This is a genomic window from Halobellus ruber (assembly GCF_014212355.1).
GTDB classification, from domain to species: domain Archaea; phylum Halobacteriota; class Halobacteria; order Halobacteriales; family Haloferacaceae; genus Haloquadratum; species Haloquadratum rubrum.
In genome coordinates this window covers 67,905-86,620 of the sequence record NZ_JACKXD010000002.1, presented here as the reverse complement: position 1 = coordinate 86,620, position 18,716 = coordinate 67,905, and the positions used below count along the sequence as shown (strand labels likewise).

The window sequence follows — 18,716 nt, the reverse complement described above, 5'->3', positions numbered from 1 at the left end:
GATTTCTGAGTGTCTATAGCAGAATCCGAACGCCTCAACGGGTGTATCGAGTGGATTGACTTGTCGTTTGTGGAGCGAAAGCGGACTCCCGAGTGGGCTATTCAAGTGGGCATCCGGTGTCATCTTGCCGGTATGTCAACGATGGATGCCAGTCAATTTCTCGATGAGTTGGGAGTCAAACGCAGTCACGTCGCTGTTCACAACTGGGTGCACAAGGCCGATTTACAGCCGGTGTCGACGGTGAGTGCGGATCAACTCACGGTTGACGAGAAGGTGATCCGCGCCAACGGCGACGACTACTGGCTGTCCGGTGCCGTCGATCCGGAAACGAACGAAATCCTGCAGTTCAGGCTGTTTCCGACGACGAAACTGACGACGCGATGGTTTCTGGCCGAGCTACACCGACGAAATCGATTCGATGGCGTCGAATTTCTCGTCGATAGCGCTGATCAGTTAGTTCACGTCCTTGACAAAGACGGATACCGATTCCACACGGGAATCGGAAGTGTATTTTGAGAGATAGAACGACGAACTTCTTCGTTTGTAACGAGTTTCAGCCATATCGAACCGCAGACAGCAGAATCGTGTCTTCAAGCCTTCGCTGTCTGGCACAATTTACGCCAAAGTTAACGCGACTCTGTTCGTTGGGATTTGCCCGAGCTCAGGGGCGTCTGTGGTCGAACGCCACTAACGCCACTCATAATTGTCCCACTGGAACCGCACGGGCCGCGCCATCGGCCTGACTTGCTGGTCGGTGTTCCACCGGAGGAGCGTCTCTGCGGCGGTGAGATCAGCGTGCCCATCCAATCCGCAGGAACAGGCCAGCGTCTCCCGATGTCGAACCGTTTCGGCTTGCTCCCCGCAATCCGGACACGCCTGACTCGTCCATGTCTCGCTCTTCTCTTGTACTTGGATCCCATATTCCCCGCAGACGGACCGCAACTGGTCGATGAACTGCGTGACAGCCCAGAAGTGGTTCAGCTTCTCGTTGATTTCGGGGGATGGTTGGGGTTCCATGACGCCGGTGAGATCGCCGATATACACCGTTGCGATCCCCTCGTCGTGTAACCGTTCGACGAGGTCGCGGGCGAGGGCCTTCTGGGCGTGGCTCCGCCGGCGGGAGCGTTTGCGGTAGAGCCGGCGGATTTGCCGGCTTGTGTCCTGCTCTGGCGGCAGTTTTGACTTGAGGCGACCGATCTCTTCGGTCGTCGCTCGGAACTGTTCGAACAGCTCCTCACCGTCGTAGAGGTACTGCTCCCCTGTCGTGGTCGTACACGCGACGAGGTTGTTGACACCGAGATCGAGGGCGGCTTCCTCCGAAGCCAGTGGTGAATCCAGTTCCGATTCATCGATCGTCACTGGTTGATATGCCCGATAAGTGTCTTCGACCTCATCGTACTGGATCTCCAGCTCACCCTGTTCGCCGGACCACTTCGGATCGCCACGAACTTCCAACCGAAGCCGTTCGAAGTACCCCATATTGTACTTGTCTTTGAGGTCCTGGCCGACGGGAACCTCAACCCGGGAGTATTCGCCCCACTGGATCTCATACGAGTCGTTTCGGACGAACACCCGGAGATCGCGCCCGTCGTCTGTATTCTCCCAGTAACCTGGTGGGGACGCGTCCTCACCGCGTTCCAACAGCGCGAAAAACGAGTTCCAGGCGGCGTTGTTCTTCCGTGTCACCGTCTGGACGCCGACCGCGCCGAGTTGGCCTTTGTACTGGCCGCGAAACTCATCCGTCTCCCAGATGCTCTCGTCGTCGAAGAACCGCTGCCGGCAGGCATAGGTCAGCTCGTTCCAGAAGCTCGCTGTCGCGTCTATGACCCCCTGTAAGAGGGCCTCATCCGACTCCGAGCGGGGCCGCACTTCGAAGGTATTGGTCCGCTTCATCGCTGGCTCGCCTCCTGCTGGTCCGTTTGTGTCCACCGACGCGGGATGTAGCCGCGGCGCTCGATTGCGGCGGCCTGCTCTCGGAGGAGGCCGACGAGGACTTGCTCCGGGACACCCGCCTACGCCTGTTCGGCCAACAGCCGCTGGAGCGCGCCACGGGTATCCTTGATGGCCGCGGGATCGCTATCGTCCATCGATGCGCTCCCGGGTATCCTCGGTTTGGTATTTGAATGTTGGCAGGGTGACCCCGCTTTGAGAATCTTTCTGCCGCTGTTCAAACACGGCGCAGCCGTGGGGATTCGCGCCGACGAGACGGTCGAAGACCGCTTTCCCCTCGACCAGGGCGTCGTGCTGTGTCGGTGCTTCAACCAGCGCGTAGATGACCATATACATCTGGTTCACCTCGGAGTGCCGACTCACCGGGCTTCGCTCGGTGCTGTCTGCTCGGTGCGCCGGCACCCATCGCCGGCGCTCGAAAAAACACGCTTCGCGAGATCGCGTTCAGGAGTCGCCTGTCCGCTCGACGGTGATCGTCAGGTCGCCCGACTCGTAGTCGGCCTCAAAGTCGACACTGAACACGTCGAAGTTGTAGTGGTGTGGTAGGCACGGTGCAGTTCGAGCGACCCGGTCGCCGTCAACGACCCCGCGCACGGTGGCGCGGGGCTTGTCAGTGAACTCGGCCTCTGCCGACCGCAGTTAGTCGGACGGGGCAAAGCCTCGGCTCGGCGTCACGGTTCCTGACTTCAGGGCGAGTTGACTGTCGCCCGTCCGCCGCGACGACTGTAGGCCGCGACGGACGTACCGCCACCCAACATTCTTTGCACCCACGTAGTCCGCGTTCGCTGTCGCCCCACACCTCTCGCACTCAAACTCTGCCTGTGTAACGCGGTTGCCCTCGCTCATATGTCCATACTCTGGGCACCGCCGACTCGTGCTCTCCGGATCGACGTACTCCACACAAATACCCTCCTCTTCCGCCTTGTACTCCACGAGGTCAACGAGCTGGCGGTGCGCCAACTGGTGGAACTCCTTCACCGGGGGTGCACGTTCCCTGATGTGTTTCAGGTTCTCGAGCGCGATGTACTCGCAGTCGTGCTCCAGTGCTTCCTCGATGATGTCGTTGGCCACGCAGTGGAGGACATCTCGAACGTATCGAGATTCCCTACCGCTCATCTGTTGGATGGTGCGGTGTGCGGACTGCGTCCCGGTCTGCTGGAGACTGCTGCGAATCTGGTCGAACTCCCGGTGTCGATGTCTGAGTTCTCTGCCGGACGCGAAGTACGCCGTTGAGGTGGTGGCAATATTGACGATACCGAGGTCGACGCCGAGAACTGTCCTGTCCTCGTCGTCATCCCGTTGTTCGACCTGTTTCTCGGGCTGGGGTTTGCGGAACCCGAGATGCAGGTAGTAGTCGCCATCACGTCGAGAAAGCGTGGATTCGGTGGGCTCCCAGTCCTCATCGTTGAGGTACTGGTGTTGGTAGCCGTCTTCGTCGTCCGGCAGTGCAAGGTCGCACCGAATACGGTCGTCGACCGTGGAAAGTGAGACCGTGTCGTCGTCGAACAGCGTCATCGTCCGAGTGTCGTATTTCACCGTGGTGGCGGTGAACTCCGGACAGGAGGTTTTGTACTTCTCGTCTAGTTCTTTGATTTCTTCGACGCCGGAGAGTGCGGCTGCGGCTTGGTGGGTAGCGAGGATTGCGTGTTGACTCCCGAGACGCGTCTCCTCCAGCACCTCGTCGTAGGCGAGGTCTTGGAGGTACGTCTTCCGCGTTTCACCCGTTCGCCATCCGATCCGACTACTGATGTTGCAGGCGTCTTGCCACTCGTCGATGGTGGCGTCAAGCAGATCTTGTTGCTCGGTGGTGAGGATGGGGCGGGTAATTGCAGTGCGTCGCAGGTAGTCGTCCGCCACGGTTTTCAATAGATGTGTGAGGTAGTTAGTAATCGGTGGTTCGTGGTAGTGGGTGTCGGCTTTCTCCCCGCCAACGGTGGGGCGGGAAATCCGGCTTGCTATCTAGTTTGAAGTGGAAGAACGCGGCCGCAGTGTAGGGTTGGCTCTGGGTTTCGATCTGCGTCTCGACAGAGGTCCGGAGCGCGATTTGCGGCGTCTCCGTGTCGATGCTCGCAGCGAACGCCTTCGCTTCCTCGACGGTCGCCTGCGAATGGGCGGGCGTCTCGCCGGTCAGCACGTTCACCGGCGTCTCGGTGTCGTCGGTGAACAGGCCATCGTGGAAGGTGCGCGTCCCGAGGACTGCGTCGGGACCGAACTCGCAATCGTGGAATGGATCGTCGTCTGGTTTCTCGGGCATCAAATCATGAGCCTACGGTGGGGCTCACCGATTGTGCCCCCGAAAAACCGGCTCGTCAGTACTCGTTAGGGGTAGATGTAGCAGACTAAATGCTCGTCCCGGAGAAACTGCTCTTCCTCCAGGACACGCTCAGAACAATCCAGTGATGAATCCGAGGCCCATAATGATGAGCACGGCCGCAGAGAACGCCGGCAGATACGGGGTGTACCGTTCGACCTTCTCTTCGTAGTGCTGATAGCCGGCGATCAGCAGCATCGTCAGCCCGACGATACCGATGATGACGGTGATAGCGTAGGCGCTCATCAGTTCGAGGCAGTAGTTCGACCCGGCACACAGCGCGATGATCTCGAACTCTTCCTCGTGGGCGAACCCAAGTACGAATGCGAACCATGCGATGCCGAAGAGCCCACGCTCCGCAGCCTGATCGACGTCGTCGTGTGAATGGGAGTGGCCTCCCGCAAACGGAATCACGCCCTTCACTCGTGCGAGAAGGCTACCGTCCTCATAGTTATGTGAGGGATCGTGGTCGTGCCCGTGCGAGTGGTCGTGACTGTGGTCGTCGTCGTGGTTATGTCCGTGACTCTCACCGTGGCTGCCGTGTGAGTGGCCGTGGACGTATTCGCGGATTCCGAGCGCGATCAGCAACACGCCGGCCACGAGGCTCACCGGTCCGCCGACGAAAATTGTCGTTGAGAACAGATCGACTGGGATCGGTTCGTTGACCTGTGTGAGATTGAAGTATCCCTTCGCGTAGAAGAACACCGCCACCATCGCTATACTACTGGTGAGATGGCCCAGGCCGAGAATGAAACTCGCCGCAAACCCGTAGACCCATTTGTTCGTCTGATCGAGGGCATATGAAGCGGCCACGGGCCAGCCGTGGCCTGGCTCGATCCCGTGGACTGCACCGAGGAGAACGGCCCCGATCAGGAGCCCGAGCGTTTCACCGTGTAACATCGTAGGAGACACTCGGCTAACGAGGTGAATAACGGTTGTTAATACCGAACTCGGGGATTCGTCATACGGGACGGGGGACTATTGTGGACTGGCGGCGAGAGAGAACACATGCGAACGAGTTTCAACATCCCAGACGAGGTGGTCGCAGAGTTCGATCGCGTCTGGCAAGACGAGGGCCTCGAGAATCGTTCCCGGGCCGTTCGGGAGGCGATGCTCGAATATATCGAAGCCCACTCTCGGCTCGAGGATACGTCCGGCGAGATTGTCACGCTCGTCGGATTCGATTATCGACACCACGACGTTATCCAGGAACTCCACGCCGTCCAACACGACTACCAGGACGTGATTCTCAACACGAGTCACACGCACCAAGGGGAGTGGTGTCTTGAGTCGCTCTTCTGCCGCGGGTCAGCTGAGCGGGTTCGTGACCTCACCTACCGCCTCCGGGATTTCGACGGCGTTCGGCGTGTGAAGGTGATGGTCATTCGAGATGAGGAGGAGGCGTAGCGGCCGGTAAGCTTCTCTCACCGTGGTACACCGTCAACTCAGTCCGCTTGGATTGTCTGCGACTCGCCGGTCGGAATGAGCAGCTCCTGTCGGTCTCCGACTCGCTCGGCCAGCTTCCGTTTCAGGTACTGTCTCGCCGTCGACGGTGTGAAGACGCCCTTGTCGAGCATATCGCCGACGACGTCTTTGAGGGCCGCGAACTGGCCCTGCAGGTGGCCGTCGCCGACCGGCTCGCCGTCGTACCAGCGCACCGTCGCGAGCGCGCCGTTCCCGACCGTCTCTCCCTGTTCGACCGTCTCCGAGTCGTACTGGAGTCCGAACCACAGCGTCCGATAGGCGGTTACCTCGAACGTCGTCGACACCACGAAGAACGCCTCGTGGTGGAGGTAGTCGAGATAGTCAGCGACGATCTCGTCGAGGGTGAGCCCGGTGGCGCGGGGCTTCGGCTCGACGACCGTCGACGGTCGATCCTCGCCGGCGAGGTAGCCGTCGACCGCATCTGCCTCGAGGCCATCGGCAAGCTCTGCGAGGAGCTGTTTCGCCCACTTGGAGTCGGTGTCGTCGCCACCGAACGGGATTCAACTGTCATTTGGTATTTAAATAGGTTCGCTGCGCCCCAACCACCTATCTCCGGTGTGAAATCCGGGATTTGTCAGTGAACTCCTGGTCTATCCACTAAACTGTGGAAGGCGAGTAGTCGCCGTTCCCGTTCAGCGTTCCTGACTTCAGGGCAAGGTGGTGGGTTGCCCCTCCAGAACCAGACCTGCGCCGGTCCTGGATGAGTTTGTGTGCGATGTTTCGCGCCGCATTGTAGTCGCTGTGAAGCTCTTTACCGCACCTTTGACACACGAATGTGTCGCCGTCACGGTTCGTATCGTCGGTAAATCCGCATCCGGTGTGACTACACCGCTGACTGGTGTAGGCGGGATTCACTGTTTCAACCGCGATGCCTTCTGCTCGAGCCTTGTAGACGGTCTGTCGCTTCAGCTCACGAAACGCCCACTGTTGGAACTTACTAGCGTTTGAGATCCGCTCACGTATTCCTTCTAAGTCCTTCGAAGACAATGGTGGTACAGTCCTGCGATACGGCTTCGTTCACCAGTTGCTTCGATGCTCGATGGAGGAAATCTTCACTCCAGTTTGAGAATTTTTCTCCGATTGACTGGAGAGTGAGGTGGGCGCTTCGTGTGCCCTGTTGTTGGAGGTTAACACGGCGGCGATTGTATTCGCGGCGCTTGTGATTCAGCAGGTCGGCGTTACCGATGAACGCTCCCGTGCTTGTGACGGCGAGATACCCGTCCACGTTCCGATCTACACCGAGAACTGTTCGATTCTCGGCTTCTCCCGACGACTCCTCGCGTTCCTGCGTGACGGACATATGGAGGTAGTAGGTATCGGACTGCTGGTCGTAGCGGAGTCTTTGCCCCTTGCTTGTTCCACTCGTCGCTTTCCATATACTTCGCCTGTGGCGACCCATCCGGGTAGACGTACTCCGCGTGAACACGCCCGTTGCCATACGCAGCGAGCGAGCAGTACCCGTCGAAATAGGTTATCGCGCTGGTGGTGTAGACGGTCGTGTTCGAGGTGAACACTGGTTTTGAGGTGTGTTCACCCTCTTTCATCTTTTTAACACAGGTCGAGAGAGCGTCAGTGGCTTGATTTAAGGCTCCAACACAGAGGTCCGAGTGTAACCCGGTATCCTCACGAATTTCGTCATAGACGAGTGGTTGCAGCTGTGTGCGTGTGGTAATTACGTACCCATCGTCATCGCCCTCCCAGCCCCGGTCGCAAACCGTTGAGCGGCATCCCGGAACGTATTCATCGTCCGTTTCAGGTCGCCTCGTCGATCGTCGGGGACAGAGAGCTTGACAACAGCGGTACGCTGAATCTCCATCTACATTCCCTCCATCAGATTGTGTCTGTATGGATACTCGCGGTTGGCCAAGGAATTGAATTCTCACTGTTCACAGTGGGTTTACACGATTCCTTACAACGATGAATGGTTCGGCTCTTCCATTTTAAATCGATTGTTGAGGAGCGTGTACTGTCCGTCTGTCCGTTCGTACGCAACGAGTGCGCGGTGACCCATCGAGCAATCACCTCACGGGGCGACTGCGACTGGATCGCCCCGCACCCCTCCCGGGGGATGAACAACGCTACTCGTCGATCGGGTCGGGGGAACTGAGGTCCGCGTGGAGGACTTCGCCGTCGCGAACGACGTCCCGTTTGGCAGGATGGGAAAGCGACACTTCGTCAACTGTCTCTGGGTCAAGCCCAGAGACTTGTCAGTGGACTCCCGCTCTATCCGCGCACGGCGGAAGGTGTGTATTCACCATTCACGTTCAGCGTCCCTGACTTCAGGGCCAGTTGACTGGTGGCCCATCCACCGCGAGACTTCTGCCCGCGATGGATATACTTGCAGTATCGGTTTGCAATGTTCTTCGCCGCGTTGTAATCCGCGTTCACCTCATACCCATATGACTGGCACTCGAACTGCTTGTCGTCGCGATTATCCTCGTGGGTACACCCACAATATGAGCAACGCTGGCTCGTGTACGCTGGATTCACGAAGTCCACGAACAACTCAGTGGATTCGACCTTGTACTCAACGAGTTCCACGAACTTCGCGTAGGCCCACTGCTGGAACTTGCTGCCGTTCGTAATGCGCTCGCGGATATGAGTAAGATCCTCGAAAATAATCCCGTCCACCTCCGCGTCACGGGCTTCTTCGATGAGGTCGTTGGCGCGGTTGTGGAGCCAGTCTACTGTCCACTCGCTGAACTGACTACCAATGGACTGAATCGTGAGGTGAGCCGACCGTGTACCCGTCTGTTGTAGTTTGGCGCGGCGTTACTCGTACTGATTGCGCTTGTGGGTGAGGAGGTCTGCACTGCCGATGAACTCGCCTGTGGAGGTGACGGCGAACGCGCCAGTCACGTTCAAGTCCACGCCGAGAACCACTCCGTTCTCGGGGCTATCATCACCTGACCGGCTTTCTTGGCGTTCCGTTCCGTCACTCCTGTAGTCGGACCTTTTCAGCGTGACGTGTAGGTAGAACGTGTCCTCATCCTCGTCGTACTGGAGCGTGGCACTCGACGCATTCCAGTTGTCACTCTCGTAGTACCGTCCGGACGGTGTGTTCTCTCGCTCATTTTCGGGTGGAAGCACGTATTCGGCGGTGACTCTGCCATTCGGCGTCGAGAGGGTAGCGTGGTCGTCATTGAACGTCGCGGAGCGTTTGTCGTACACGATGCTCCACGAGTCGAATATGGGTTGGCTGGTCTTCTCACCTTGCGTCAATTTCTCGACGCCGCCCCTGACGGCTGCGATAGCACGACGAATACCTTTCTGAACGAGATTAGCGGTGAGTTCGGTTTCCTCCCGCAACTCGTCATACAGGGCCTCTTCAGCCCTGCTTTTCCTGGTGATACAGTCGTCGTCGTACCGCCAGGCCCACTCGATCGTTCGGTTAGCACAGTGGAGGAATTGAGTCTTGGTCTGATGGAGATCGCCACGACGTTCTCTGGGTACGTCGAGTTTGATTCGTACCGTGCGTCGTAGCGCGTCGTCCATCTGTGATTCACCTTTGTTGTTACTCCTTGGGAATATGGAATTGTTCAGTGAGGTGGGTCATCTGTTGTTCTCGGGGATCTCTCCCCGCACCCCTTCTGGGGGGCAATAAACAGCCTCCGGAGTGAGACATCCGGATTCCGGGCTGCGATGCCATTCAAGACTCGATCTGCGCATCGCCGTCTCCATTGTTTTGCGGTTGGGTGAGCAGACTCACGTTCTGGAGGAGTGTCCTCGCTGCCTCGATCCGCTCTTGATCTGCGTCGTCGAGTCCGGCCATCTCGATGCGCTTGAGATTGGTGAGTGAGCGATGCAGTCGATATCCGGGCGTGTTGCGTGGGTCCATTTGAAGCGCCTCACCACTCACCGGCGCAGAAAGACTCCTTACGGGACTGTCGTCGACGCATCAGCGTCGCCACCAGTGCTCGTCGCACCGCGTTGGCGCCAGGAGGTCACTCTCACACCCGTCGTCCAGCATCGTGTCCGGGATGTGGGATGTCTCGCCGGTCGGCCGTAGTTCCTCGAAGTCAGAATATCGGTCGTACATCGGTTTATTCACAACTTCTGTTGGTATCGCATTTCAACGTCCGGACGCCTTCGCTCGCATCCAACTCTTGATTATGCGTGACGGTACAAACATATATGAGAGCGGGGCGCGAACACTGTCCCAAGAGGTGCCAACCATGACCGAATCCTCGCGAGATGGGGTCCAATCGTGGACTGAGTCGATGAGCGCTCGCGACCGCATTCGGGCGGTCGCCGAGTCACTTCGCGAACCTCGCTCAGTTAATTGGATCAGCGAGCAGGCCGACGCCGCCTGGAGCACGACCAACGAGGAACTTCAGGATCTCGTCGACCAGGGCCAGCTACGTCGCGTCGAGGCCGGCGAGACCACGCGCTACCAGCCGGACTACACGCGCCTGCTCTTCGAGGAAATCCGTTCGCTCATCGAGGAGAACACGCGCGAGGAGCTGCGGAGTGAATTGGCCGCGATCACCGAAGAGATCGAGGAGTGGCAGGCGACCTACGACGTCGAGACGTGGGAGGAGCTCGAACAGTCGCTCGCTGACGGCGACCTCGCAAGTGCGGAGCTCCGGGACCGCCGCGACGTCATCGCGTTCTGGCGCGAGAACGAGGAGGATCGCCGCCTCATCAAGCACGCACTGGAACTCTACTCCGACGTCGAAGCCGCCCGCGAACAGATGATCGACGTTGCTGACCGCGCCACGAGCTAATCCTTCTCTTTCACAGATATACAAGGCGGAAGCCACGACCTCAGTCGTGGGAGGAAGCCGACGAGATCCGAACAACTCACGAGCGATCGCTCTCTGACTCCCGAGCGTAAACCGATATCAATTTAAAGAGTTAAATATATGTGTGAAATACGGATGGGGGACGTGATTCGTACCGTCAAAGTCAAACTCGATGTCCCCACAGAGCGGTGCGACGACCTCCATCAAACAAAAAATCAATTCCTCTACTGTGCGAACAACACCGCAGAGTGGGCGTGGAGATATCCGGACGATTACTGCATAACCTCCAAACAGAAGGCAGAAAACGCCCTCTATGAGCAACTCCGATCTGAAACAGAGTTGACTGCAAACCTCGTGCAGAAGGGGATTCGCCGCGCGATCGAAGCCACGAAAAGCGGTGTGGCCCGTCTCAAGAAAGGTGAGACCACCACTCAACCGCACTTCGATGCCTGGAGTGTTGTCTACGATAAGCGGAGTGCAACCTTCCACCGCGACCACGTGTCCCTATCCACGGTAAACGGTCGCATCGAGTGCGATTACGTGCTGCCCGACGATCCCGAGGGAACACCGATTGGCGAGTATCTATTGAACGACGAGTACGAGTTCCGGATGTCTACGCTCCAATACGACCGACAAACGGGGTCGTTCTACCTCCACGCCAGAATGCGCCGAATCAAAAGCGACGAGCAAGAGCAGTCTACGACTGATTCCTCCGATGCCAAGCACGGAACAGTCCTTGGCGTCGACTTGAACGTGGACGGCTCGCTGGCCGTGACGTCGACAGGCGCGTTCATCGGGAATGCCGACGAAATGAATCATCGACGCCGGGAGTTCGAGAAGACTCGCGGGGAGATGCAACAGACGGGGACGCGCTCGGCACACCTGTCGATCCAGTCGATAAACGACCGTGAACATCGCTGGATGCAGGACGAACTGCACCGGATCTCGAATCGGCTTCTCAAAGAAGCCTGCAACCACGGGTGTACGCACATCGCATTCGAGAACCTGACTGACATCCGCGACCGAATGGCGGGTGCGAAGCGCTTCCACGCGTGGGCATTCCGTCGCTTGTACCAATACGTCGAGTACAAGGCCGAGATGAGCGATATCAATGTCGAGCAGGTGAGTCCAGCGTACACCAGCCAACGGTGTTCCAAGTGCGGATTTACCCACGAGACCAACAGGCGGTCGAAGCATCAGTTCGTGTGTCGGAAGTGCGAGTACGAACTGAACGCGGATTACAACGCGAGTAAGAATATTGCTCGGAAACTCTTGAAAAGGCTCCACTCGGGGCAGAAGTCTTCGAGTGGAGGCGCACTCTGTCAGTGTGCGCTGAAGTCAGGGACGCTGAACCTGAACGGCGAATTCCACGCCTCCGTCAGTCCGACGGCAGAAGGGGAGTCCACTGACAAGCCCTCGACTTTAGTTATGGGTAACTGACAGAATGATCTTTCTTGCCGGTCGCGACCGCTATACACAGCGGCCCCTCCTCCGCGACGTTCACGACCGATTGACGAACCAGCCAGGGTGTGAAGAGGTCCGCTATCGTCCGTCTCGACGCCGACCCCGCTACGTCATCGCGGATGTCGATCCGATGACGTTCCTGAGTGACTCGTACGACGCGGCGACAGCACGACTGGAGATTCGCTTCTGGTACCCCGCCGGCGTCGACCACGCATACTACCGCATCAACTGGGTCGAACCGGACCGAAATCTGATGCTCGGATTCCACCAAGATGCCGACCATCCGAACCTTGGGCCCTGTCATATTCAGCTCAATCACGAAGACACGCCGGTTGATCGGCACGAGGCGACGTTTCTCGATGCCCATCCACTCGCCGTCCTCGATGACCGACTACAGCAGTTGCCGGCGGCGTTAGATGCGATTCACTGGAAGAATGGAGCGCCCTCGCTCCCTACCTGGCCCGTCTAGTCAGCGAGTTCATCGAGCGTCTGGTGATGCGTCCGTGCCGTAGTCGGCGTGACGTTTCCGGACTCGGCGATGTCACGGTGCGCTACCCACTACCCCTGTTCCGGCCCCGATTTGTGGAGGCAAGCTGTTGCGACCCCTGCCGAATGAACGCCCGCCGTGACTGACGTCGGACTTGAGGGTACTCACCGTATTAACCAACAGAAGCCATCTCTATCGGAGACTGTTGGTTAATCGGCGAGATTCCTCCTGCCCTATTCGGGAGCAGGCCCGTAGCGACCTGTGCCACACACCTGGCACTCCCAGATTGGTTGGCCCGTCCAGGTCTCGTCAGGGAGCGACTCGCGTGTCCTGAACCGATGTTCTGTTTCTCTCGTACAGTGCTGGCACTCGAGGGCTGTTACGGTCGGAATTTCAGCTCCGGTACTGGTGGATTCCGTTTCGTGGGGTACTGTTTCAACAGCGACTGCTGGGACGGTCCACAGCTGGTCGCCGTCGTTGAGCGCGTGCTCGAGGGATGACTCATCACGAATTCCCTGGCCACGCTCGTCATAGACGCGTGGGATATCCGTCTGAGAACCATCGCTCCTCTCGTCCCACGCTGTCCGCTCACGGGTCGCTGTTAGCAACGTGTCGCCAGCCGCTGCGGTCACCTCAGTAGCAGCGGGGAGCGTAGGCCAACGCTCGGTTAGCTGGGGTGCGGGCTCCTCGTCGAGATCGTAGATGAGCGTACAGTCGTCAATGGGCTCGTCGTGACCTAACGTGAGAAGTGTCGCTGCAGCTGCCCCTTTCGCGACAGCACCATAGAACGTCCCGGATTCGACGAGGAACTGGATCACATCACGGAGTGTCTGCTCGGAACTCGCAGCATCCGACGCTGAGGCGGCGTCGAGTTCGTGTTCGAGACAGAACCGGCATTTTCCTTGCGACGCCGGGATCGATGCGCCACAGGAGACACAGGCTCGATCTGTGTCGGTTGTCCCGTCCGGATACCCACCTGAATGCGAGGCTTCGCGTTGACGGGTTGGCTGGCCGTCCGTTGGCTGATCCAGTACTGGGTCGGGAACGGGAGCGCCTTCCCCGATAGGTTGGAACGCGTCTCGGTCTGCGTTGCGGTCAGTCATCGATTCACTCCGCGTTTCCCCCGGTTTGGTATTTAAACTCAAGGGTGAGAAAATGCGCCGTGTTAAGTTAAGAACGAGGCGGGACGAGGATTCAGTGCCTATGCCGAAAATCGCCCGCCTCACCGAGTCTACCGAGTGGATCGACTTGGATTTTGTGGAGCGAGAGCGGACACCCCGCGAGATCGTTAAAAGGGTATTCGCCACCATCTCGCTGGATTATCACTTTCGAATACAGTTATTCTTCTTGAGGAATTGGGTGTCCAAAGAAGTCGTGTTGCTGTTCACAATTGGGTGCAGAAAGCCGATCTACAGCCAGCTGACGGTGAAAGCCCGGATCGCGTTGCGGTCGATCAGAAGGCGATCCGGATCAACGACGAGCAGTACTGGCTGTACGTTGCCGTCGATCCTGAAACGAACAGAATCCTTCATTCGCGGCTGTTTCTGACGTATACGATTCCGATCGCACGAGAATTTCTTACTGAATTAGCTGAGAAACACGACGTCGAAGACGCGCTGTTTCTCGTCGATGACGCAGACGATCTGATCGGTGGTCTCCGCCGCGAAAACTATAGCTACCGCGTCGAACAACATAGCTATAGAAATTCAGTCGAACGTGTCTTTAGAGAAGTAGAACGACGAACTTCTTCATTTTCAAACTGTTTCAGTCACGTCGATCCACCGACCGCAGAAACGTGGTTGCAAGCCCACGCCGTCTGGTGGAATCATGCTTAAGTTAACACGACGGTCCGGGACACGAAAGGATTAATCTCGCAAGCGTCAGTCACCGGGTACCGACTCCCGTCGGCTCGGCGGGGGCAGTCTCACATGAGCACACCACCGGACGTAGTCGTCCTCCGCGAGGGGACCGAAGGACTCTCGATGGAATCGTACGCATCGACGCTCCGCAAACGCCTCCCCGAGCGGACCGTCGCGCTCGCCCGGACGCCGAAGCAGGAGCGGGAACTGATCGCGGACGCCCGCGTCGCGACGGGGATCGAACTGGAACCGGAACTCGCCGAGGCGGCCGCGAAACTCGAACTGTTCGCTTGCGTGTATGCGGGGACCGACCACCTCCGGGTCGACGAGCTCTCCTCGCGGGGGGTCGCCGTCACCAACGCGTCGGGGGTCCACGCGCCCGGAATCGCCGAGCAGTCGATCGGGAGTATGCTCGTGTTCGCCCGGCGACTCCACGAAGGGTGGCGGCGGAAGGAAAACGCCGAGTGGCGCCACTTCCAGTCCTTCGAGTTCGCGGACAGTACCGTGACCGTGCTTGGACTGGGCTCGATCGGTCGGGCGATCGCACAGCGGCTGGCAGGCTTCGAGGTCGAGACGATCGGCATCCGGTACACGCCCTCGAAAGGGGGACCGACTGACGAGGTTTACGGGTTCGGGAAACGGGCCATCCACCGGGCCCTCTCGCGGAGCGACTACGTCGTCGTGGCGTGTCCCCTGACCGAGCGCACCCGGAACCTCCTCGGCAACGCGGAGTTTGCGACGCTGCCGCCCGACGCCGTCGTCGTCAACGCCGCCCGCGGTGGGATCGTCGACACGGAGGCGTTGGTAGCCGCGCTCAGATCGAACCAGCTCAGGGGAGCGGCCCTCGACGTGACCGACCCCGAGCCCCTGCCGGCGGACCATCCCCTCTGGACGCTGGAGAACTGCCTGATCACGCCGCACACCGGCGGACACACGCCGAAGCACTGGGACCGGCTGGCCGACATCGTCGCCGAGAACGTCGACCTGCTCGACGCGGGGGAGGAACTGGTCAACGCAGTGCAGACGCCGTAGGAACCCGATCGGCGTGAACTCGAGGCTGAACGCGAAGGGTGGAAAGAGCGACAGTACAGCCTGAATCTCGGAGAGGAGCTCGAAGGATAGACCGCGGTCGGTGCAGCTAGCTCCGACGGGACGCTTAACGGAGCGGTGAGCGTCTTCGGGCCGAGTCGACGGCTGGACGAAGCGACGTTGCGTCAGGAGTTACGGTATCCGATCGTCGAGTGTGCGAACGTCGGGTGAACAGTCGCAAAGACAGTGAGTAGCCCCAGTCGGCACGAGCGGGTCGACCTGCGGGCCTCAGTCCGCGGCGTGTTCCCGCGCGGTGGCGTACGCCTCTTGAAGCTGTTTGAACTCCGCCTGGCTGCCCCCGTTGTCCGGGTGGACCCGCTTCACGCGGTCGCGGTAGGCGTTCCGGACCTCCTCGGCGGTCGCGTCCCGGGAGAGATCAAGCCGGTCGAACGCCGAGGCGACCGGGTCGTTGCCGCCCAACTCCGGGCCGGTGTCGACCTCCGGAACGTCGAACGGCAGCCGGCGACCCAGCGCGTGGCCCGGCATCTCGTACTCACACAGAACCGTGTACGTTCCCGCACGCTCGAGCTCGAAGTACGCCTTCGCGTCGAAGGTGAGCGCCACGTCGCGGCCCGGGAGGTAGAACTCCACCGTCCGGCCGTGGACCTCCTGGTCCTCCGCGAACGGCTCGGAGATGTCCCTGAGGTACGACCGGATCTCCGCGCGGCGGCGGGCCGACCCGTCGACCCGGTGGCCCGACGGGGTCGGCTCGTCGGGGAACAGCCGCCCGCCGAGCAGGAACACCCCGGCGACGAATATGGAAGCGAGGCCGCCGCCGACGAGCCCCAACACGAGCCACGGCGGCAACACCGACAACCACTCCTGATGCACGTTCGCCGGAACGGGTGCGCCACTAATGAATTTCTCGCCGGCGGGCGGATACTCGGGTTCGAGTAGCTTTTATGCGGGGCTGCACGCTCCGAAACGTACTTTAGTCCATTCCGCGGAAACACACACGCTAATGGCTGTAGCTTGGCTGGAGGACGTTCGGTCGACCGACGTCGACGGCGTCGGCGGCAAGGCCGCGTCGTTGGGCGAACTCACCGCGGCCGGGCTGCCCGTCCCCTCGGGGTTCGTCGTGACCGCCGGGACGTACCGGGAGTTCATCGAGAACGCGGGCATCGACGAGGAGCTGTTTTCGGCTGTCGACGTCGACCACGAGGACACCGAAGCGCTCCGTGACGCACACGAACGGGCCCACGAACTCATTATGGAGACCCCGGTCCCCGACGACGTCCGCGAGGGGATCCTCTCAGCCTACCGGGGCCTCGGCGACGGCGAGCGGTTCGTTGCGGTCCGCTCGTCGGCGACCGCCGAGGACCTCCCCGACGCCTCCTTCGCGGGCCAACAGGAGACGTTCCTGAACATCCGGGCCGAGGACCTGATCGAGCGCGTCAAGGAGTGTTGGGCGTCGCTGTTCTCCCAGCGGGCGATCTACTACCGCAACCGCCAGGGCTTCCCCCACGACGAGGTCGACATCGCGGTCGTCGTCCAGGAGATGGTCCCCGCCGAGAAGTCCGGCGTGCTGTTCACCTCCCACCCCTCGACCGGCGATCCCCGGATCATCATCGAGGCGGCGTGGGGGCTTGGCGAGGCGGTCGTCTCCGGCAGCGTCTCCCCCGACAACTACGTCGTCGACAAGGAGACCGGTGAGGCCGAGACCATCACCGTCGCCGACAAGAAGGTGATGATGCTGAAAGACGAGGAGACCGGCGAGACCGTCGAACGGCCGGTACCCGACGGGAAACGGAGCAAACGGGTGCTCTCCGACGACGAGATCGCGGAGCTCGCGAGGCTCGGCCGGCGGGTCGAGGAGCACTACGACGCCCCCCAGGACGTCGAGTGGGCGGTGTACGACGGCGAGATATACATGCTGCAGTCCCGCCCGATCACGACGATCGGCGACGACGGGATCGACGTCGACGTCGACGCCGGGGAGCCGGAGGCGGCCGTCAACGGCGGCACAGCGGTCGAGTCGGAGGCGGACGCCGCCGAGTCCGGGGAGGTCCTCCTCCGCGGGCTCGGGTCGAGCCCGGGGATCGCCTCGGGCGAGGCTCGGATCATCACCAAACTCGACCACCTGGACCAGGTCGGCGACGGCGACATCATCGTGACCGAGATGACGATGCCGGATATGGTGCCGGCGATGAAACGCGCGGCGGGGATCGTCACCGACGAGGGGGGGATGACCTCCCACGCCGCGATCATCTCCCGGGAACTCGGCGTCCCCGCGGTGGTCGGCACCGGGTCGGCGACGCGCGAACTCGAGGACGGCCAGCCGATCACCATCGACGGCGACAAGGGCACCGTCCGGGAGGGCATCGAAGCCGAGGAGGAGCAGCACGAACCCGTCGAGGACGCCCGGCCGACGACGCCGGTGAAGCCGATGACCGCCACCGAGGTGAAGGTCAACGTGTCGATCCCGGAGGCGGCCGAACGCGCCGCCGCAACCGGCGCCGACGGGGTCGGGCTCCTCCGGACCGAACATATGGTCCTCTCGCTGGGCAAGACCCCGACCCGGTACATCGCCGAGAACGGCGAGCGGGCGTACGTCGACGAACTCGTCGACGGCATCCGGACCGCCGCCGACGAGTTCTACCCCCGACCCGTCCGGGTCCGAACGCTCGACGCCCCGACCGACGAGTTCCGCCAACTGGAGGGCGGCGACGACGAACCGCGGGAACACAACCCGATGCTCGGCTACCGCGGCATCCGGCGGTCGCTGGACAACCCCGACCTGTTTGCCCACGAACTCGAGGCGTTCCGGCGGATCTTCGAGATGGGGTACGACAACGTCGAGATCATGTTCCCACTCGTCAACGACGCCCAGGACGTCGCCCGCGCCCGCGACCTCCTGCGGGAGGCCGGCGTCGACCCGGAGAAACGGGAGTGGGGCGTGATGGTGGAGACCCCCGCCTCGGCGCTGGAAGTGGAGTCGATGGCCGAGGAGGGCGTCGACTTCGTCTCCTTCGGCACCAACGACCTCACCCAGTACACCCTCGCGGTCGACCGGAACAACGAGCGGGTCGCCGGTCGCTTCGACGAACTCCACCCTGCGGTCCTGAAACTCATCGGGAACGTGATCGAGACCTGCCGCGACCACGACGTGAAAACGAGCATCTGCGGACAGGCCGCCTCGAAGCCGCGGATGGTCCAGTTCCTCGTCGAGGAGGGGGTCTCGTCGATCTCGGCGAACATCGACGCCGTCCGCGACGTCCAACACGAGGTCAAACGGGTCGAACAGCGGCTCATCCTGGATTCGGTGCGATAGCCGGCACGTCGGCCGCGCCGACGAGCCGCCCCCGGTCCGACGCGTCGGCTCCCGC

At 60.5% G+C, this 18,716-nt stretch carries 18 protein-coding genes and 4 pseudogenes; 8 read left to right on the top strand and 14 right to left on the bottom strand.

Translation table 11 applies throughout. The annotated features are described in order from the left end of the window. The first annotated feature begins 15 nt into the window (after positions 1-15). Positions 16-630: pseudogene (locus tag H5V44_RS05435) on the top strand (IS6 family transposase). Between the two features lie 57 nt (positions 631-687). Here the strand turns inward: H5V44_RS05435 and H5V44_RS05430 are convergent. The 5 genes from H5V44_RS05430 to H5V44_RS05410 all read right to left on the bottom strand — a co-directional run bounded on the left by H5V44_RS05430 (position 688) and on the right by H5V44_RS05410 (position 5,161). Next, positions 688-1,893 (bottom strand): RNA-guided endonuclease InsQ/TnpB family protein, encoded by a 1,206-nt coding sequence (locus H5V44_RS05430; protein WP_185192116.1) that lies wholly within the window; start codon positions 1,891-1,893, stop codon positions 688-690. Between the two features lie 183 nt (positions 1,894-2,076). Next, positions 2,077-2,280 carry a hypothetical protein gene (locus H5V44_RS05425; protein ID WP_221625664.1) on the bottom strand — a complete coding sequence of 68 codons (204 nt, stop codon included), beginning with the start codon at positions 2,278-2,280 and terminating at the stop codon, positions 2,077-2,079. Between the two features lie 309 nt (positions 2,281-2,589). Beyond that, the gene (locus H5V44_RS05420; RefSeq protein WP_185192114.1) at positions 2,590-3,807 is read right to left on the bottom strand and encodes an RNA-guided endonuclease TnpB family protein; all 1,218 of its coding nucleotides are present in this window, start codon (positions 3,805-3,807) and stop codon (positions 2,590-2,592) included. Between the two features lie 25 nt (positions 3,808-3,832). Then, entirely contained in the window at positions 3,833-4,204 is a 372-nt protein-coding gene (locus H5V44_RS05415) for a hypothetical protein (RefSeq protein WP_246403786.1), read from the bottom strand. A 129-nt stretch (positions 4,205-4,333) separates the two neighbouring features. Beyond that, the gene (locus H5V44_RS05410; protein ID WP_185192113.1) at positions 4,334-5,161 is read right to left on the bottom strand and encodes a hypothetical protein; all 828 of its coding nucleotides are present in this window, start codon (positions 5,159-5,161) and stop codon (positions 4,334-4,336) included. A 108-nt stretch (positions 5,162-5,269) separates the two neighbouring features. Here H5V44_RS05410 and H5V44_RS05405 point away from each other — a divergent pair, with 108 nt between their 5' ends. Then, the gene (locus H5V44_RS05405) at positions 5,270-5,668 is read left to right on the top strand and encodes a CopG family ribbon-helix-helix protein (RefSeq protein WP_185192112.1); all 399 of its coding nucleotides are present in this window, start codon (positions 5,270-5,272) and stop codon (positions 5,666-5,668) included. A 38-nt stretch (positions 5,669-5,706) separates the two neighbouring features. Here H5V44_RS05405 and H5V44_RS05400 read toward each other — a convergent pair. From H5V44_RS05400 to H5V44_RS05380, 7 genes and pseudogenes are all read right to left on the bottom strand, one after another. Continuing rightward, positions 5,707-6,290 (bottom strand): annotated as a pseudogene (locus H5V44_RS05400) (DUF6735 family protein); the annotation flags it as partial. A gap of 53 nt (positions 6,291-6,343) precedes the next feature. Continuing rightward, the gene (locus tag H5V44_RS17470) at positions 6,344-6,733 is read right to left on the bottom strand and encodes a transposase (protein ID WP_246403784.1); all 390 of its coding nucleotides are present in this window, start codon (positions 6,731-6,733) and stop codon (positions 6,344-6,346) included. Next, positions 6,702-7,184: a hypothetical protein gene (locus H5V44_RS17465; RefSeq protein ID WP_246403782.1), complete on the bottom strand. Its 483-nt coding sequence runs from the start codon at positions 7,182-7,184 to the stop codon at positions 6,702-6,704. The genes H5V44_RS17470 and H5V44_RS17465 overlap by 32 nt, the downstream gene beginning before the upstream one ends. A gap of 471 nt (positions 7,185-7,655) precedes the next feature. Continuing rightward, positions 7,656-7,757, bottom strand: coding sequence for a DUF6735 family protein (locus H5V44_RS18090; RefSeq protein WP_394354505.1), 102 nt, complete (start codon positions 7,755-7,757; stop codon positions 7,656-7,658). Between the two features lie 212 nt (positions 7,758-7,969). Beyond that, positions 7,970-9,241, bottom strand: a pseudogene (locus tag H5V44_RS18085) (RNA-guided endonuclease InsQ/TnpB family protein). Between the two features lie 154 nt (positions 9,242-9,395). Further along, positions 9,396-9,584 carry a hypothetical protein gene (locus tag H5V44_RS05385; protein WP_185192111.1) on the bottom strand — a complete coding sequence of 63 codons (189 nt, stop codon included), beginning with the start codon at positions 9,582-9,584 and terminating at the stop codon, positions 9,396-9,398. A gap of 60 nt (positions 9,585-9,644) precedes the next feature. Continuing rightward, complete coding sequence (locus H5V44_RS05380; RefSeq protein ID WP_185192700.1) at positions 9,645-9,785, bottom strand: hypothetical protein; 141 nt, start codon at positions 9,783-9,785, stop codon at positions 9,645-9,647. Between the two features lie 136 nt (positions 9,786-9,921). On the opposite strand from H5V44_RS05380, the gene H5V44_RS05375 reads away from it, so the two are divergent. The 3 genes from H5V44_RS05375 to H5V44_RS18080 all read left to right on the top strand — a co-directional run bounded on the left by H5V44_RS05375 (position 9,922) and on the right by H5V44_RS18080 (position 12,424). Further along, complete coding sequence (locus H5V44_RS05375) at positions 9,922-10,473, top strand: DUF7342 family protein (RefSeq protein WP_185192668.1); 552 nt, start codon at positions 9,922-9,924, stop codon at positions 10,471-10,473. A 153-nt stretch (positions 10,474-10,626) separates the two neighbouring features. Further along, positions 10,627-11,931: an RNA-guided endonuclease InsQ/TnpB family protein gene (locus H5V44_RS05370; RefSeq protein WP_185192110.1), complete on the top strand. Its 1,305-nt coding sequence runs from the start codon at positions 10,627-10,629 to the stop codon at positions 11,929-11,931. Positions 11,932-11,935: 4 nt separating this feature from the next. Then, positions 11,936-12,424: a hypothetical protein gene (locus H5V44_RS18080; protein ID WP_394354504.1), complete on the top strand. Its 489-nt coding sequence runs from the start codon at positions 11,936-11,938 to the stop codon at positions 12,422-12,424. Positions 12,425-12,675: 251 nt separating this feature from the next. On the opposite strand, the gene H5V44_RS05360 is transcribed toward H5V44_RS18080, so the two are convergent. Further along, positions 12,676-13,545, bottom strand: a complete 870-nt coding sequence (locus tag H5V44_RS05360) for a biosurfactant protein 1 (RefSeq protein WP_185192108.1) — start codon at positions 13,543-13,545, stop codon at positions 12,676-12,678. A gap of 100 nt (positions 13,546-13,645) precedes the next feature. On the opposite strand from H5V44_RS05360, the pseudogene H5V44_RS05355 reads away from it, so the two are divergent. Together H5V44_RS05355 and H5V44_RS05350 are read left to right on the top strand one after the other, a co-directional pair. Continuing rightward, a pseudogene (locus tag H5V44_RS05355) lies at positions 13,646-14,277 on the top strand (IS6 family transposase). Positions 14,278-14,370: 93 nt separating this feature from the next. Further along, the gene (locus H5V44_RS05350) at positions 14,371-15,333 is read left to right on the top strand and encodes a D-2-hydroxyacid dehydrogenase (RefSeq protein ID WP_185192107.1); all 963 of its coding nucleotides are present in this window, start codon (positions 14,371-14,373) and stop codon (positions 15,331-15,333) included. A 285-nt stretch (positions 15,334-15,618) separates the two neighbouring features. Here H5V44_RS05350 and H5V44_RS05345 read toward each other — a convergent pair whose 3' ends face one another. After that, positions 15,619-16,221 (bottom strand): DnaJ domain-containing protein, encoded by a 603-nt coding sequence (locus H5V44_RS05345; RefSeq protein ID WP_185192106.1) that lies wholly within the window; start codon positions 16,219-16,221, stop codon positions 15,619-15,621. A 130-nt stretch (positions 16,222-16,351) separates the two neighbouring features. On the opposite strand from H5V44_RS05345, the gene ppsA reads away from it, so the two are divergent. After that, positions 16,352-18,661 (top strand): phosphoenolpyruvate synthase, encoded by a 2,310-nt coding sequence (gene ppsA / locus H5V44_RS05340; RefSeq protein WP_185192105.1) that lies wholly within the window; start codon positions 16,352-16,354, stop codon positions 18,659-18,661. Positions 18,662-18,716 lie beyond the last annotated feature (55 nt).